The sequence below is a fragment of the Bradyrhizobium sp. genome, assembly GCF_050014615.1.
Taxonomy (GTDB): Bacteria; Pseudomonadota; Alphaproteobacteria; order Rhizobiales; family Xanthobacteraceae; genus Bradyrhizobium.
Window position 1 is genome coordinate 31,057 of the sequence record NZ_JBEKCZ010000049.1, and the last position, 15,895, is coordinate 46,951.

Annotated in this window: 16 protein-coding genes and 1 pseudogene; 10 read left to right on the forward strand and 7 right to left on the reverse strand. The window is 59.2% G+C overall.

The genetic code is table 11. The annotated features are described in order from the left end of the window. Positions 1 to 37: 37 nt before the first annotated feature. Positions 38 to 388, forward strand: a complete 351-nt coding sequence (locus ABR948_RS10660) for a c-type cytochrome (RefSeq protein WP_428116914.1) — start codon at positions 38 to 40, stop codon at positions 386 to 388. Between the two features lie 33 nt (positions 389 to 421). On the opposite strand, the gene ABR948_RS10665 is transcribed toward ABR948_RS10660, so the two are convergent. From ABR948_RS10665 to ABR948_RS10675, 3 genes are all read right to left on the reverse strand, one after another. After that, positions 422 to 2,284 carry an acyltransferase family protein gene (locus ABR948_RS10665; RefSeq protein WP_428116917.1) on the reverse strand — a complete coding sequence of 621 codons (1,863 nt, stop codon included), beginning with the start codon at positions 2,282 to 2,284 and terminating at the stop codon, positions 422 to 424. Positions 2,285 to 2,428: 144 nt separating this feature from the next. After that, on the reverse strand, positions 2,429 to 2,731 hold the full coding sequence (locus ABR948_RS10670; RefSeq protein ID WP_428116920.1) for a hypothetical protein: 303 nt from the start codon (positions 2,729 to 2,731) through the stop codon (positions 2,429 to 2,431). Between the two features lie 135 nt (positions 2,732 to 2,866). After that, positions 2,867 to 3,583, reverse strand: coding sequence for a Crp/Fnr family transcriptional regulator (locus ABR948_RS10675; RefSeq protein ID WP_428116922.1), 717 nt, complete (start codon positions 3,581 to 3,583; stop codon positions 2,867 to 2,869). 445 nt (positions 3,584 to 4,028) lie between these two features. Here ABR948_RS10675 and ABR948_RS10680 point away from each other — a divergent pair, with 445 nt between their 5' ends. Next, positions 4,029 to 4,721 (forward strand): Crp/Fnr family transcriptional regulator, encoded by a 693-nt coding sequence (locus ABR948_RS10680; protein WP_428116925.1) that lies wholly within the window; start codon positions 4,029 to 4,031, stop codon positions 4,719 to 4,721. A gap of 1,090 nt (positions 4,722 to 5,811) precedes the next feature. Here ABR948_RS10680 and ABR948_RS10685 read toward each other — a convergent pair. Next, a complete protein-coding gene (locus ABR948_RS10685) occupies positions 5,812 to 6,021 on the reverse strand; it encodes a PRC-barrel domain containing protein (protein WP_428116928.1) in 210 nt (69 codons plus the stop codon). Positions 6,022 to 6,127: 106 nt separating this feature from the next. On the opposite strand from ABR948_RS10685, the gene ABR948_RS10690 reads away from it, so the two are divergent. The 5 genes from ABR948_RS10690 to ABR948_RS10710 all read left to right on the forward strand — a co-directional run bounded on the left by ABR948_RS10690 (position 6,128) and on the right by ABR948_RS10710 (position 8,198). Then, positions 6,128 to 6,544 (forward strand): HPF/RaiA family ribosome-associated protein, encoded by a 417-nt coding sequence (locus ABR948_RS10690; protein ID WP_428116930.1) that lies wholly within the window; start codon positions 6,128 to 6,130, stop codon positions 6,542 to 6,544. Positions 6,545 to 6,620: 76 nt separating this feature from the next. After that, on the forward strand, positions 6,621 to 7,010 hold the full coding sequence (locus tag ABR948_RS10695) for a hypothetical protein (protein ID WP_428116933.1): 390 nt from the start codon (positions 6,621 to 6,623) through the stop codon (positions 7,008 to 7,010). A gap of 176 nt (positions 7,011 to 7,186) precedes the next feature. Continuing rightward, entirely contained in the window at positions 7,187 to 7,381 is a 195-nt protein-coding gene (locus ABR948_RS10700; RefSeq protein ID WP_428116935.1) for a hypothetical protein, read from the forward strand. Between the two features lie 97 nt (positions 7,382 to 7,478). Then, positions 7,479 to 7,946, forward strand: coding sequence for a hypothetical protein (locus ABR948_RS10705; protein WP_428116938.1), 468 nt, complete (start codon positions 7,479 to 7,481; stop codon positions 7,944 to 7,946). 36 nt (positions 7,947 to 7,982) lie between these two features. Beyond that, the gene (locus ABR948_RS10710; protein ID WP_428116941.1) at positions 7,983 to 8,198 is read left to right on the forward strand and encodes a hypothetical protein; all 216 of its coding nucleotides are present in this window, start codon (positions 7,983 to 7,985) and stop codon (positions 8,196 to 8,198) included. 122 nt (positions 8,199 to 8,320) lie between these two features. Here ABR948_RS10710 and ABR948_RS10715 read toward each other — a convergent pair whose 3' ends face one another. Genes ABR948_RS10715 through ABR948_RS10725 form a run of 3 tightly spaced genes read right to left on the reverse strand, consistent with a single transcriptional unit; the run spans position 8,321 to position 12,038 of the window. After that, positions 8,321 to 9,421: an alpha/beta fold hydrolase gene (locus tag ABR948_RS10715; RefSeq protein WP_428116944.1), complete on the reverse strand. Its 1,101-nt coding sequence runs from the start codon at positions 9,419 to 9,421 to the stop codon at positions 8,321 to 8,323. After that, entirely contained in the window at positions 9,418 to 10,650 is a 1,233-nt protein-coding gene (locus tag ABR948_RS10720) for an acetate/propionate family kinase (protein ID WP_428116947.1), read from the reverse strand. The genes ABR948_RS10715 and ABR948_RS10720 overlap by 4 nt, the downstream gene beginning before the upstream one ends. Next, on the reverse strand, positions 10,647 to 12,038 hold the full coding sequence (locus tag ABR948_RS10725; protein WP_428116954.1) for a bifunctional enoyl-CoA hydratase/phosphate acetyltransferase: 1,392 nt from the start codon (positions 12,036 to 12,038) through the stop codon (positions 10,647 to 10,649). The genes ABR948_RS10720 and ABR948_RS10725 overlap by 4 nt, the downstream gene beginning before the upstream one ends. A 577-nt stretch (positions 12,039 to 12,615) precedes the next feature. Between ABR948_RS10725 and ABR948_RS10730 the strand changes: the two are divergent. From ABR948_RS10730 to ABR948_RS10740, 3 genes and pseudogenes are all read left to right on the forward strand, one after another. Continuing rightward, positions 12,616 to 12,876 (forward strand): annotated as a pseudogene (locus tag ABR948_RS10730) (helix-turn-helix domain-containing protein); the annotation flags it as partial. 161 nt (positions 12,877 to 13,037) lie between these two features. Further along, on the forward strand, positions 13,038 to 15,053 hold the full coding sequence (gene hyfB / locus ABR948_RS10735; RefSeq protein ID WP_428116949.1) for a hydrogenase 4 subunit B: 2,016 nt from the start codon (positions 13,038 to 13,040) through the stop codon (positions 15,051 to 15,053). Then, positions 15,044 to 15,895 (forward strand): respiratory chain complex I subunit 1 family protein (locus ABR948_RS10740; protein WP_428116951.1); only part of this gene is annotated, 852 nt, incomplete at its 3' end. The genes hyfB and ABR948_RS10740, both read left to right, overlap by 10 nt.

Consider the following 15,895-nt stretch of genomic DNA (forward strand, 5'->3'; position numbering starts at 1 on the left):
CAGGCAGACCGAACACAACGCGTGAGCAATACCGAAAATGCCAATCCAACCAAAACCCGCCATCCGGCGTGTGCACGCATGTGCCGGCGCCATGATCGTGCTGGGCGCCACACTGTCGCCGATCACCACAGCGTCGGCACAGGACCAGGCCAAGATCGAGGCTGGCGAAAACGTCTTCAACACCAATTGCGCGATCTGCCACGGCGATCAACTGGTCAGCACCGGCCAGACCTTCGACCTGCGGCGGCTGAAGGACAGCGATCGCGCGCGCTTTGACAATTCAGTGCGCAATGGCAAGAACCAGATGCCGCCATGGAAAGGCAAGCTGACCGACGAAGAGATCGATCAGGTCTGGCACTATATTCGCGCCAATGCGTATCAAAAATAACTTGAGGCAGCCGAAAGTCGGCGAGTGGGAAAATTACGGCCGGACAAAGAGACGATCCGCAATCCCTGCGACAAGAAAGTTTGATCCCGCATCCGATAAATGGATGATATCGGTAGCTATCACGTCATCCGCGGTGGGACCCAGGCGTGTCGTGCAGCCATCGGAGTTGCACAGGATATGCCATGCCGAGATATATTCCACGCCGGCGGCGTTGCTGAAAGCCTGCATTCGTTCGTCGTCCGCCGGCCCGGAGACGCCTGTTGCGATCCTGTCGGGAATGGTGTGCCTCAGCCGATAGGAATTGACCAGTGCCCCCGGCAATGCGCGTTTCCATACCGGCACCGGCCCCAAAATGACAATTCGCGGGACATGGATCGCCTTCAGCTGTCTGACAGTTTCCATGAGCTTGCCGAGATCGCCAACCTGGCCCCACATCGCATGAAGCAGCACGGTCTGCGGAGCAGACGACTTGATAAAGCCGAACACCAGGTCGTTGAACGGATCGCAGACGGACCCGGCCGCCACAAGCGGCGGGCAGCCCGGGGCGGCAAACCGAGCCATGCGAAATGGTCCGCTTTGCCGGGCTTCTCTTATTGCCCGATAGATCGCCGCCGCCGAGGAGTCCCCCCAAATAAACAAAAGAGGTTTCTCGCCCTGCTCGACGCAATTCGGACCGAGGTGGGCACCAGGCGCCTCCGAAAAACATTCGTCGCGCAGTCCGGCATTGTTCTGCGGCCGGATTCGCGCGATATCGCGAACCTCCGGGGCGAAGCGAAAGACAAAGCCGGACGCATTGGCCGTCAGAATTCCCGCCACACCGATCGTTATCAATCCGAAACACAATCGCGGCACGACATTCGGCCTTCCACGAAGCGGTATCTCGACGAAGCGGAAAGTCGCCCACGCAAGACCGAAAGCAACGATGATGACCGCCCAAATCTCCAGCAGGGTCGGGTTCCCGCCTCGCAAAATCCACAGATAAGACAACAGCGGCCAGTGCCAGAGATAAAGCGGATAGCTGATCAATCCGATCAGAACCATCGGCCGGCTTGACAGCAACACCCGGTTTACTCCGGCGTTCGGCGAGATGATGATCAAAACCGCGCCGAGTACCGGCAGCAGCGCTTCCAGCCCGGGATAGATGCTTTCCTTCGTGAGCCAGATCGCGGCAACGACGATCGCCGCAAGTCCGGTCGCCGCAAGCAGATGGTCTGATTGGCCTGGCTGTTCCTCGCTTTTACGACGGCAAATGGAGCTGTTGGCGATGAGGCCGCCCGCCAGCAACTCCCACGCTCTCGGTATCGGCGAGTAAAACGACCATTCCTTGTAGCCGAAGAAGATCAGCAGGTTGACGCTGAACGATGCGATCGCGATGGCGGTGATCCAGAGAGATCGCCGGTTTGAGCCGAACAGCATCAACAGGACCGGCGGCCAGAAGATGTAAAACTGTTCCTCGATACCCAGCGACCAAAGGTGAATGAGCGGGTTTTCCGTCGCATCCGAGGCGAAATAGCCGAGTTGCGTCAGTTGAAACAGATTGGACACAAAGGCGACGCCCGCCGCCATACTCTTGCCGAGCAGGCTAAACGCGTCGGGCAGCAGAACAAACCAGCCGACAACATAGGTAGCGGCCAGCACAACTGCGAGCGCAGGAAATAGCCGTCGAATCCGGCGCCCGTAAAACCCGGTGTATGAGAAATCTCCGGCCTCGACCTGCCGGAGAATGTTGCGGGTAATCAGAAAGCCGGAAATCACAAAAAAGATATCAACGCCAATAAATCCACCGGGAACGAGCTCGGCGTGATATCCGACCACCAGCATGATCGAGATGGCCCGCAGACCATCGATGTCGGCGCGGTAGGCGGTGGCGTTGTTGGGGCTGGGACGGGCGATCATATACATTCGAAGGCTGGAGCCGCTTTCCCTGCCGGGAGCGTCATGATTGTCGTTGAGTCCAGCGCTGTGTAAGGCCAAATTCGCTGCGGTGCCATCCCTTCCCCCGGCGACTCAATGAAAACGACGCCATCAAGTCGAAGGTTGCTATTCTTCCGCGCAGCTTTTGAGAAACTCCCTCCTTTGCGGGCCAACAATTTTTTGATCAATGGCTTGTTTGAGGCAATCCAGGCGGGCTTGCGCCATACAAAGCTGCATCTGGTCTCTTTTGTCTTGACCTTTGAATCCCTGCGTTGCGGCCTGACAAGCAAATCGCTTGGTGGCGGCCACGGGCACTGCGGCAGTCGGGTCGGTTGGGGTAGCCGGGGCCGATGGATTGGATTGCGCAAATGCAGCCGGTGCGACCGTGAGCAACCCCGCTGCAACGACAGCACTCAATAAAAGTCTCATCCGTAGCCTCCACTCGAGGAGACGTACGTTAAATATGCTGAGCTGAATGAGTCGTGAACGGGTATTGCGTAACGCCCCGCGCCATCAGCGAACGAAAGCTCGCTCCTGCCCGATCAAGGACAGACCGGCGCGCTATCAATCCTGCTCCGTTTTCTGGTCTTCCGGAGCGTCCTTCGGATCCCGATTTATCTCGGGCTTATCGTATAGGACGGCATTTAACAGTGAATTGTGAACTTCAATTTTTCCGTTGTAACTGATGAGCCCAAGTTTGCGGAATTTGTTCATGAAGAAGCTCACGCGAGACCGGGTCGTACCGATCATTTCAGCCAATGTTTCCTGGCTGATGTTCGGACTGATAAATTGTGGACTGCCTTCCTTTCCAAAATTCGCGAGCAGAAGCAGCAGGCGAGCCAATCGTTTCTCGCTCGAGTTAAAAAGCTGATCGATCAAATCTTCTTCAATCCGGCTATTTCTGGTCAGCAGATATGCCATGAACATCTCGGAAAATGTCGGTTCGCTGTGAAGCACAGCCAGCATGGCTTTTTTCGTGATAGCCGTGATCAGGCATTCTTCCATCGCGGTCGTGGTCGCGATACGCACGGAATGGCCGTTCATGCAGCCTTCGCCAAAGAACTGGCCGGGCTCCAGGATCCCAACGACGGCTTCTTTGCCGTGTTCGGATATGACAACGACCTTGACCCTGCCCTTTTGAATGTAAAAAACCGTGTCCGCCACATCTCCCTGGGCGAAGACGACCTGATCCTTGCGATATTCAAGTATCGTTTTTCCCTCACCCACCCTGGCCAGGAACGCCTTGGGGTCGAATGGAGTCGGGTTTTTCTGGCTTGCCATATCGGTTTGGTCCGTGGTGAGACGCCCACAATAGCCAATCGGGCCGCGAACGTCCGAAACAAAGCCCACGCAAAGGAGGTCTTGCGCGGCCTTTGGAAAAGGAGGGAGCCCGCCAGGGGCGAGCGGAAACTCCCTCCTAAACCAGGCGAGCGACGGCGGAAACGGCTCCCCCGGAATTCTACAACGATTTCAGGCTGGCACATGACGAAATCGCCGTCTGAGCAATTTTGACCACTGTGCAATATTGACCACATTTATTTTCGCCGCTCGCTGCACAGCGGTGAGCCGATCTCGAGATTAATCGTCGTTCTCGGTAACGAGCTCAGTGCAAGCAATGGCCATGGGAACTTTTATGCTGCTGATCCATTGACAAACATCACCGCGCGATTCTCAGCTTACCGGTGACTGAGAGTGTTGTGCTCCCGCCTGAGCAGGGACCGACACTGTGGCCATTTCACCGCGCAGTCAGCAATCGAACACGTCGTTTAATGCCAAGGCTTTTCTCGGCTACGCTGGCTTGGGCAAAGTACTGAAGAAATACACGACAAACGAGGTCATTTTCACTCAAGGTGACGTTGCCGGCGCGGTCTTCTATATTCAAAAAGGAAAAGTCAAAGTCACGGTATTATCCGAGCAAGGCAAGGAAGCCGTGGTCGGAATTCTGACGCAAGGGCAGTTCTTTGGCGAAGGATGTCTTGACGGTACAAAACTACGCACCTCGACAACTCATGCGATGGGCGAATGCCTTCTCACATCGATAACGAAAGTTACGATGAATACGATGCTGGCAGCCGAGCCGACGTTTTCCGCGTTCTTCATGGCATATCTGTTATCGCGCAACAGCCGAATCGAAGAGGATTTGATCGACCAATTATTCAATTCCAGCGAAAGGCGGCTCGCCCGGCTTCTTCTGCTTCTCGCGGATTTCGGCAAAGAGGGATTAGCTCAACCTGTCCCGGTCATTCTGAGTCAGGAAACCCTCGCGAAAATGATCGGTACGACCCGGTCTCGCGTAAGCTTCTTTATGAATAAATTTAGAAAGAACGGCTTCATCAGCTACAACGGAAAAATCCAGGTTCATCGGTCGCTGCTCGACGCCGTCCTGCGCGACAAGCCTCAAATCAAGGAAGACGAATAGCCGCAAAACCCGATCTTGAGATGGCCGATGGGGTCGGTCACCCGGTTATCGACCGGCTATCCGCCGGCGGCCCCGTCGCACGTGTGAGCGTCCAGCCATTTCTTGTCCTTGAACAATCTTCGTAACGACAGCGCAATCTCCCGACGCTGATTCCTTTCAAATCCGGGCGGAAACGAACGGGCATAACGCAAAACGTTTCGTCTCAGCTCGATAAGCTCCGCCTTGCTGTGGAGCGGCGGATCGCTCGAGTGCTCAAGCGCTGCAGCAACAGACAGCACGGCAGCCACCTATTTCGATTCTCAAGCGCCGGGTGATGCCGGCGATTCGAAAAGATTGTCACTGCGATTTTCCGATTTGTGGTCAATATTGATCACTCTCGGGGGTTTGATGACGGTGGCTAACGCCACCTTTCAGCCATCGCGCGACTTCGGGGCGGTCCAGATTGAACTCAATTATTTCCGCGGCCTGCCTCGCTTGGCAACGGTCAATCCCTGATCGTCGGCGACACGACGAAGCAAGCCCGCTCTTTTAAGCGCATCGGTTCGCTGCGCACCCGGCGGCATTTCCCGCGCTTGCTGGAGAGCATCCAGCGCGCGTGCGTCCCTGCTGCGGCTGTCGGGCGAGGCTTCCTGCTTCACGACGTTCGATCTTACGTCGGCGGCACTGGATAACCGCGGGCCCAGCCTTGAGCTTCCGACTTCATTGGGTCAGCGTTGACCTGCGCCTCATGGATAAGTCCGCATTTGGTGCATCTCAGTGTCCAGTGTTCAAAACCGGAACGGGCGGCGCTCATGCGCTGGACTTCCGTGCGCGACTGGCATTTGGGACAATGGGGCCTTGCCGCTGCGCGAGGCGACAGGGTGGGCGTTTGTGGTTCGAGCATAGCGTTTCCCCGTATGTGGCGGGAGCGTTACAGAACGCTCTGTCACCGGAAACTGCCTGGGGCGGGTCGGTGATGCCTCATCCTGCCGTCTGAGAGGTCAGGGCACTGGTCAATATTGCTCAATCTTCGAAAGAAATTTCCGACGCGGCATTGCCGGATATTACAGCGAGCGTTCCAACGGACGATGGAGCGGCGAGGCTTAACGATCTAGCGCTGCGCCAGCTTGATGGTTGAGATCGGCCACTTTCCACCGTGACCGGCGATCGAGATTCGCAGGCCATGGTGTTCATCAAGCCAAACGCTCTCGACCGTTCCAGCCTTTCCGTCGGTTAGAACCACCGCTTTGCCGACAAGTCCTGACCGTGCCTCCTCGACTGCGCTGAGGATCGTTGCTGCACGGAAATTCATAGTAGGCATCAGGTATTCCCGAATTCGGATGTGGATTCGGGGCCGTGGTTAGATTTGAAAGGCGCGTAAATCGTGACCGGCACGCAGCAAAGGGATGTCCCCGCGGATCCCGTGATTGGATAAGAAGGTTCCGTTGTTGGCTCAGGCTTGGATGCAACCATTCGGTTGGTCGCGGATTGGAATGGGAAACAATGGCGTCGCCAGAAGGACTGAAATGCAAATAGCCCCAGAAATCACTTTCGATGGTTGCGAACCATCGCCTGCTGCACGCACGGTGATTCTAAAGGAGATCGAACGGCTGGAAACACACAACAAGCGCATCACGGGATGCCGCGTCGCCGTTATCGCTCCAAGCCAAAAGCATCGCCATGGCGTCGGGTTTCAAGTCAACATTTGGTTGACGATTCCGCCGCACGAGAACATCGTTGTTAATCATTCGGCCACCGATGACCCACGTCATGAACATGCCAACGTAGCGATAAAAGACGCCTTCGCGGCTGCCCGGCGTCAGATCGACGACCTTGCAGCTTAGCAGCGCAATCGCTGCCGAGTATTGAAACAGGCCAATCGCGCTCTTACCTTTGATTCGATACACAACAGGAGTTGCCTTGCGAATACTTCCCGGCTTGGCCGTTCTCGGCCCCCTTCTCCTGATCGGTACACTTCCCGCCGCAGGTCAATCGATTCAGCCCACGGCTTCCTCAACAGTGGCGGCGGCGGACTGGAAAGCCGAACGAGACACTTACCTCCAGAAAGCCCGCGACGAAGTGCAGGAGTGGCAACGCAAGCTGCATGACCTCAGGGAGGAGAGGCGGAATTCGGAGGCAAATATCAAGACCCGGAAGCATTTCAACACGGCATGGACGAAAGTCGAGGAAGCGTCCCGCAAATTGGAGACCGCTGGCGCGGAAAATTGGGAGAGTGCCAAGGTTTCCTTCCACAAGGCATCCCAGAGGCTTGCCGCGGTTTGGGAAAAGATCAAAAGCCAGGACAAATAAGCGGGACAAATAAGCGAGGCAGGGAACGGCTTGCCCTCACCAGAGATCAGTGGCCACCTCCCTCGCCCTTGAGCACGTTCACGGCCGTCCGGTGCGAATGCATGCATCCCGCCGGTAGTCCAACGCAGGTGTTGACATGGGGCGATAGTGAGCGCGGGGTTCACGTCGGAGACGACATGGCCAATAAATCGCAATTTTCGATCGTTACTTACCAGCGCAGTCCGGGGAATTGGCGAGCGGCCATCAGCCCGCACGCGCATTCCGGAATTTCTATCCAGGGCCGGACCACGGTCAGCTTTGTTACGCCGGATGATTACGCGTCCGAATCAGATGCCGTGTTCGCCGCCGAAAAGATCATCAAGGCGCTTTAGGTGACACGCGGTCCAATCGCTGCCGCGACGGAACCGGGCCGGAACAACGGATGCTTCGGACTGGACCGCCCCGACGAACGGAAAAGCGGGTAGATTGATGACCCCCAAAACCCCACCTAAAACCCCTGGACCGAAGGCCGAAGATTATTCCGTGGTTCCGGGCTCGTCAGGTCCCAGGCGTGATTTTCGTATCAGCGTCGGCTTGCGAGAGGGCTGGGACGCCGACGGCCGTGTCTTCGACGTTTCGGAGGCCGTCCGCACAGCTCGTGCCTGGATGAAACGCCGTGTCGAAGCCGGCCAGCCCGCTTTATCCGGCATGTTCACCCGCGCGGAAGTCACCTACGCGTGGCCCCGCCCGGATGGCACGGTCGGCTCGGACCGCGAACCGGTGGCGCTGTTCACGGGCGAAGCCGTCCACGCCTATCTGGGCCATCTGTCCGACGCGACAATCGAGGCGATGCTGAACGAACTGTCGATCGAGCTTGGCGCTGCCCTCGGGCAGGAGCGGATCTATGTCGCATTCGCCGACCGGACGTGGATTTTGGATGCCGGAGAACGAAAGTAGATAGCCTGCTTGCTATCCAATGAGCCATCGTCCTTTGTGAATATCGAACTTGACCAAACCCTCGCCTCGCATTTTCAACAGCAGGGACTGGCAGACTTCCTCGTTCGCGACGTTGGCGCGTTTCATGATCTCATGGATTTTGAGCGGCTTCTCGCGCAGCGCGCTCAGGATATTCTCTCGGTCATTCAGCATAATCAAACTCCAACCGTCGCCGACGGCGCACGAAGGTGCTGGTCGACCGAGCGGCTTTGATGGGCTTAGAGACGTGAAAAATGAAGCCCATAAACTGATTATATCTGTATAACGCCTGAAATCAGGCCGGAAGTCCGAATTGGCGCGACCTCAGCCGGGCGGCTTCCCGGGGCCGCAGCCGTCTACTGCGCCGCGATCCACCGCGCGATCTTCGGCCAATGGTCCCTTAGCGTATTCGCGCCCATGAACAGCCCGATATGGCCGCCCGGTACAACCTCCTGAACGATGCGGTCCTTTGGCGTCCCGATATATTTTGCCGCATCAAGGACCTGCTCCGTTGTTGTGATGTCGTCGTTTGCACCCGCCAGCAAATAGACCGGGCAAGTGATGTCATGGAGATCGAGCCTGCGGCCGAGGCCGACGAATTCGCCCTTGGCCAGGCGATTCTCCTTGAAAATCTGACTGATCACCTGAAGATACCAGCGCCCCGGCAGGTCGATCGGATTTTCATACCAGCTCTCGAACGTCTCTTCCTTGGCGAGGTATGCCGGGTCGTCGATGTGCTCATAGAGATCGATATGATCCTGAATGTAGTGCTGCCCGGGATGCATGTTCTTCCAGCCCTGCAGCATGAATTTTCCCTTCATCAAGCCGCCGCCCAGCGCTACCAGTTGTTCGTAAAAGGATGCCGGGGACTCATGAACCATGCGCTTGATCGATCCGTTTCCGGCATCCGTGTCGATCGGCGCACCAGCCAGCACCAATGAGTTCACCTTGTCGGGAAACCGCGCGGCGACCATCGCGGACATCCAGCCACCCTGGCACAGCCCGACCAGGTTGACCCGATCGCCGAGATCGTCGATCGCCACAATGACCTCGGCGAGGTAGTTGTCGACCTCCAGATCCTTCATATCCTCCGTGGCCGACCTCCAGTCGGTCAACGCCACGTGGTTGATCCCGTTGGCCAGCAGGGTCTGCACCAGGCTCTGACCATCATAATAGTCGGCGATCACCGCGGTATGGCCGGCATGGGGCGCATCGATCAGCGTCGGGATCCCGCCCGGCTTTCCGTAATCGCGCAGCACCATGGTCCGCAGATCGAGACGCACCTGGTTCGGGGTCGCCAGTTTGGGCCTCAACTCGCCGTGAATCCTGATCTCTTCCTCGACGAATTTGAGGTTCTTGGCGTAGAGCTCGCTCCCCTGCTTGAGCAGCGTTGCCGCCATCGCCATCGGCCAGAATGCCGGGACGCTCGGCAATGGTGAATTTTCGGGGTTGGTCATGCTTTGCTGCTTCCGTGATTGCCGTGCGAACCGGGAGGCGAGCCCCCGGCGTTCAACAATGTCCATGCGTGCAGGGCGATCATCAGATCCTCATCCGTCGGAATCACCCAGGCCGAGGTGCGGCTGCCTGCACGGCTGATCATTGCCGCGCCGGCCAGATTGGCGCGTTGATCCAGATCGACGCCGAGCCACGCGGCGTCCACGCAGACGCGGCTTCGAATTTCCGCAGCGTGCTCCCCGATTCCGGCGGTGAAGACCAAAGCGTCGATCCCGCCGAGCGCGGCGGCCATCGAGCCCAGCTCGCGGCCGATGCGGTACACGAACAGAGCGACCGCCTGCTTCGCCGACGGATCGTCGCTCGCCAGCAAAGTTCGCATGTCGTCGCTGATGCCGGACACACCAAACAGTCCAGATTCGTTATAAAGGAGATGGCTCACTTCGGTGACGGTCATCCCCTTCGCCTGCATCAGGTAGAGAACGACGCCGGGATCGAGGTTACCGCAGCGGCGGCTCATGGGCAGGCCATCGAGCGCCGTAAATCCCATGGTCGTCGCCACGCTGTTGCGGCTTCGGATCGCACACAGGCTTGCGCCGCTGCCGAGATGCGCCACAACGACACGACCGTCGGCGGCTCCCGGACCGAGAATGTCGGGCAGCACGCTTGCGATGTATTCATAGGAAAGGCCGTGAAATCCGTACCGCCGGATGCCCTCGGCGGCGAGCCCGCGCGGCAGCGCGAACGCGGTGGTGAGCTCGGACTGGGTGTGGTGAAAGGCGGTGTCGAAGCAAGCGATCTGCGGCAAAGCGGGATGAAGCTTTGAGAGCGCATCGATCGCGGCAAGATTGTGAGGTTGATGGAGCGGCGCCAGCGGGATAAGGCCGCGCAGCCCGGCCATCACCGACGCGTCGATCAGGACCGGCGCGGTATAGAGTGAACCGCCATGCACCACCCGATGTCCGGCCGCGACCAGTTGGTCGCCTTGAAAGCGGGTTTCAAGCCACCGCAGCAGCGCCGCCAGCGCGTCTTCGTGGCTGGCGCCTTCCGCCAGATACTCATCGGCCAGCGACGCGCCGGCGCGGTCTTTCGCCTTGAAATGAACGCGATGGCCGATGCCCTCGCACTCACCTTCGCATAGGATGCCCTGCCGGCTTGGACTTTCATGCGCCGGGAACAACGAGAACTTGAAGCTCGATGAGCCGGCATTGAGGACGAGAATGGCGTCGCTCACGTTTTCGTCCCCTTGTGACGCGCCAACAATAAGGCAATCGCGCAGGACCCCAACCTGGCCAGCGTCCCATCGGAACGGCTGGTCAGAATGATCGGCACGCGCGCGCCCAGCACGATCCCGGCCATCTGCGCTTCCGCCAGGTACTCGAGTTGCTTCGCCAGCATGTTGCCGGCCTCGAGGTCCGGCACCACGAAGATGTCGGCACGGCCGGCGACTGGCGAAACGATCCCTTTGGTTTTGGCCGATTCGGCCGAGACCGCATTGTCGAAGGCAAGCGGGCCATCGAGAATACCGCCGGTGATCTGGCCTCGATCGGCCATTTTGCAAAGCGCCGCCGCGTCGAGCGTGGATTTGATTTTCTCGGTAACGACCTCGATCGCCGACAGGATTGCCACGCGCGGTACCGGTATCCCCAGCGCATGGGCCAGATCGATCGCGTTCTGGATGATGTCCCGCTTGTCCGCCAGGGTGGGATAAATATTGATCGCGGCGTCGGTGATGAAGAGCGATCTCGGATAGTCCGGCGCGTCGATCGCAAAGACGTGGCTCAAGCGCCGGGCGGTACGCAGTCCGCATTCGCCGTCGACGACCGCATGCATGAGCTCATCGGTGTGGAGGTCGCCCTTCATCAGCGCTTCGACCTTGCCGGCGCGCGCCATCGCGACGGCTTGAGCGGCCGCGGCCTCGCTGTGCTCGGTCGACACAATCTCGTAAGGCGCCAAGTCGAGCTGCGCCAGCGCGGCGGCGGCGCGAATCCTGGACTCCGGCCCCACCAGCACCGGCGTGATAAGATTGATGCGGGCCGCTTCCACGGCGCCAAGCAAGGACGGCACGTCGACCGGGTGGACCACGGCAGTGCGGATAGGGTCGAGGCCGTGGGTCATCCTGATCAGGAGTTCATAGCGCCGCCCTTTCTGCCGCAGCTCGACTTCCGAGAGAGCCATGCGGGGTCGAGAAATCTTCTCGGTCGGCGCTATGACATCGGCCGTACCGGTGACAACCACCTCCGCTTTTTGATTGACGGCCCGGCAATCGAAAATGACCCGGTGCGTTTGTTCGATCTTGTCCCTCACCTTCACCGTGACGGTGATCGTGTCACCAGGTCCAATGGCCCCCTGGAAGTGCAAGGATTGATCGACATAGACGGTCCCCGGCCCGGGGAGCTGCGTTCCAAGCACCGTGGAGATCAGCGCGCCGCTCCACATGCCATGCGCGACGACCTTATGGAACATATCGCTCTTGGCGAATGCGTCATCCAGATGGGTCGGATTGATGTCCCCCGACATGATCGCAAATATTTCAATGTCCTTGGTGGTGAGCGTTCGGACCAGACTCGCGGTATCGCCGAGCTTGATCTCGTCGAACGTCCTGTTTTCGATAAGTTCCATTCCGCTACTCCGAACCCGCCCGTCAACCGACGATGTAATAGCCTGCGTCGACATATTCGAGGTCCCGGTGAGCACAGCCGCACCATCGCAGGCCAGCAACGCCGCCAGCGGCCGTTGGATGTGGTCTTCCGGTTGAGGTCCGATCCATCCCGTCATTGATTGAACGGACATAAGCGAGCGACGTTGACGCAAATCAACACGGCGACTCCCGGATACTGCATTTTTATTGCGACCGTCGTTTGAATCGGCTTCTCGATGGTTCTCGTGACCATTCAGGTGGGCCATTAGGCACCAGGCGACCCGGACCTCCTCTCCAACAGGTGGGCGGGCCGTCCAGAATTCGACGCGGCGACACCGAGCGCCTCTTGGCGTCCGGGCCGAGCGCCTCCTGGCGTCCGGCAAGTTCGGGAATTTCACCGGCACTGCGCTCACCGACCTGGCGAGCCACGCCGGAAGGGCGCCCAACATCCCTTAGAATAGATATCTGAGATATCACTTCTTGACAATATAACATCATTAATTAGAATGCAGGAATGATGTTTGATATTGGCCGGAGTCCCGACAGTGAGGCAGACCAATGATCACGGCGGCTCAATTGCGAGCTGCCAGGCTGCTTCTTGGAATCGATCAGCGCCGGCTAGCAGAACTCTCCGGGCTTTCCGTGCCCACCATTCAACGCATGGAGGCGAGTGAGACGATGGTTCGGGGCAATGTCGATTCACTGGTCAAGTTGATTGCGGCATTCAACACGGCCGGAATCGAGATGATCGACGAAGGAGCCGTCAGCAGTTCGCAGGGACGTGGGGTGCGACTGAAGATGAATTCGAGTCCAGCCAAAGACCATCTGGAGCGTTTTCGAGCGAAGTGGATACCGGTTCGCGGGAAGAAAACGCGTCAAAACAAAAGATTAGAGCCCGGTTCTGATTCAATCAGAACCGATAAGGCTCTGGACCATCAGACCGAGCCAAAAGCATCTGGTGGAACGAGGGGACGCGCTTGATGTCTCCTGTCGTCTGGCAAATGTCGTGTGTCGCAGGATTGCTGGCGATCGCCATTCTCGCGATCGTTCTGAGCCGCACCAAGAGCTCCACGGCGATTGTCTACAGCGTCACACTGGCGGTTTCCCTGGTCGCTTTACTCGGGTCAGTTCGCTGGCTGGTCGCCGGCGCCCACAATGTCTCCGACCTCACTCTGCCGATCGGACTGCCATGGCTTGGCGCGCATTTCCGCCTCGACGCACTGGCTTCGTTTTTCCTGGTCGTGGTCAACCTGGGTGGGGCCGCGGCGAGCCTTTATGGTCTCGGCTACGGCCATCACGACCCGGCGCCGCATCGCGTCCTGCCTTTCTTCCCTGCTTTTCTGGCCGGCATGAATCTTGTGGTGCTGGCGGATGACGCGTTTTCCTATCTGCTTTGCTGGGAGTTCATGTCGCTTGCTTCCTGGGCGCTGGTCATGGCGCACCATCGCGAAGCCGGCAATGCCAAGGCGGGCTACGTCTACCTTGTGATGGCAAGCTTCGGCACGCTCGCGCTGCTGCTGGCGTTCGGCTTGCTGGCGGGGCCGGCGGGTACGTACGAATTCGCGGCCATTCGCGCTGCGCAACACACCCCTCACGCGGCGGCCCTGGTCTTGATCCTGATGTTGCTCGGAGCCGGCTCAAAGGCCGGTCTTGTGCCGCTGCACGTTTGGCTGCCGCTCGCTCATCCCGCCGCCCCCAGCCATGTTTCGGCGCTGATGAGTGGTGTCATGACCAAGGTCGCGATCTATGGCTTCATCCGCGTGGTATTCGATCTGCTGGGACCGCCGACCTGGTCGGCGAGCGTGATCGTGCTCTTCCTTGGCGGCATCACTGCCGTCATGGGGATTCTGTATGCCATGATGGAAAAGGACCTCAAGCGGCTGCTCGCCTACAGCACGATTGAAAATGTCGGCATCATTTTCGCAAGCCTTGGCCTCGCGCTGGCCTTCCAGGCCAACGGCTTGAAGCTGGCGGCGGCGCTGGCTTTCACGGCCGCACTGTTCCACGTTCTCAATCACTCGTTCTTCAAGAGTCTGCTGTTTTTCGGGGCCGGCGCCGTCCTGACGTCGACAGGCGAGCGTGACATGGACAAGCTTGGCGGCCTCATCCATCGGATGCCGCTCACCAGCTTCGTCTTTCTGGTCGGCTGCGTCGCCATCTCGGCGCTGCCGCCATTCAACGGCTTTGTCTCGGAATGGCTGATCTTCCAGGCCGTATTGCAAAGTCCCGAACTGCCGCAATGGGCCCTGAAGATCATGGTGCCGGCGGTCGGGGCGCTGCTGGCCCTGGCCGCCGCCTTGGCCGCTGCGTGTTTCGTCAAGGCATTTGGCGTGACCTTTCTGGGACGACCGCGCAGCCCGGCGGCGGAGAACGCCGGGGAAGTCGACCGCTACTCGCTTGCGGCGATGTTCATCCTCGCGGCATTTTGCCTGCTGGCCGGGATCCTGCCCGGACTGGTGATCGACGCGCTGTCGCCGATCACGCTGGCGATTCTCGATAGCCGCATGCCGATACAGAACAACGAGCCGTGGCTTTCGATCGTGCCGATCGCGGCGAGCCGCAGCTCATACAATGGTTTGCTCGTGATGGTATTCATCACGCTTTCCGCGTCATCAGCGATTCTTGTCATCCATCGCTTCGCCTCGCGCGCCTTGCGACGTGCGCCGGCCTGGGGCTGCGGTTTTTCCGAGCCGACCCCCGCCGCCCAGTATTCCGGCGTGAGCTTCGCGCAACCGATCCGCCGTGTCTTCGGCACGCTGATGTTCCACGCCCGCGACCATGTCGATATGCCGGCTCCGGGCGATATCAGGCCGGCGCGGCTCAGGATCGAACTGCATGACCTGGTCTGGGAGGGAATCTATCTGCCGCTCGCGGGCGCCGTGGCATACGCGGCCGACAGGCTCAATCGTCTGCAGTTCCTGACCATCCGCCGCTACCTCGGTCTGGTTTTTGCCACCCTCGTCACGCTGCTGCTGGTGCTCGCGATATGGTCGTGATCTCAGAGATTCTGGTGCAAGGCATTCAGATGGCGCTGGTGCTGCTGCTGGCCCCGCTGCTGACCGGCTTTGTGCGCAAGATCAAGGCCCGGCTGGTGCGTCGCAGGGGTGCTTCGGTTTTTCAGCCTTATCGGGATCTGCTGCGGCTGCTGCGCAAGGAAGTGGTGCTGGCCGACAACGCGTCGTGGCTGTTCCGGGTGACGCCCTACGTGACCTTTGCCGCGATCTGGGTTGCCGCGGCCTTGGTGCCGACGTTCGCGACCGGACTGCTGTTCAACTGGACCGCGGATCTGATTGCCATCGTTGCCCTCTTGGGCAGTGCGCGCTTCTTCCTGGCGCTCGCCGGCATGGATGTCGGCACCAGTTTCGGCGGGATCGGCTCCAGCCGCGAAGTGATGATCGCCGCACTGGCGGAACCGGCGATGCTGCTGATCGTGTTCTGCATGGCCCTGGTGGCCGGCTCGACCGAGCTTTCGACCGTCGCCAATTTCATGGCCTCGTCCCATGTCGGCTTACGGGTATCGCTGGGGATGGCGATGATCGCGCTCATCATGGTGGCGCTGGCGGAAAACGCGAGAATCCCGGTCGACAACCCGGCGACACACCTGGAGCTCACCATGGTGCATGAGGCAATGGTGCTTGAGTATTCGGGCCGCCATCTCGCGATGATCGAATTTGGCGCCTTTCTCAAGCTGCTGCTTTATATCTCCCTGATCGCCTGCGTGTTCTTCCCGTGGAAGATCGCGCTGTTCGGCGCCGGACCTCTGTCGTACGCCGTGGGCGCGGGCATCTACATCCTCAAGCTGGCGGTAGCAGGTTTTCTTCTCGCTATGTTCGAGACC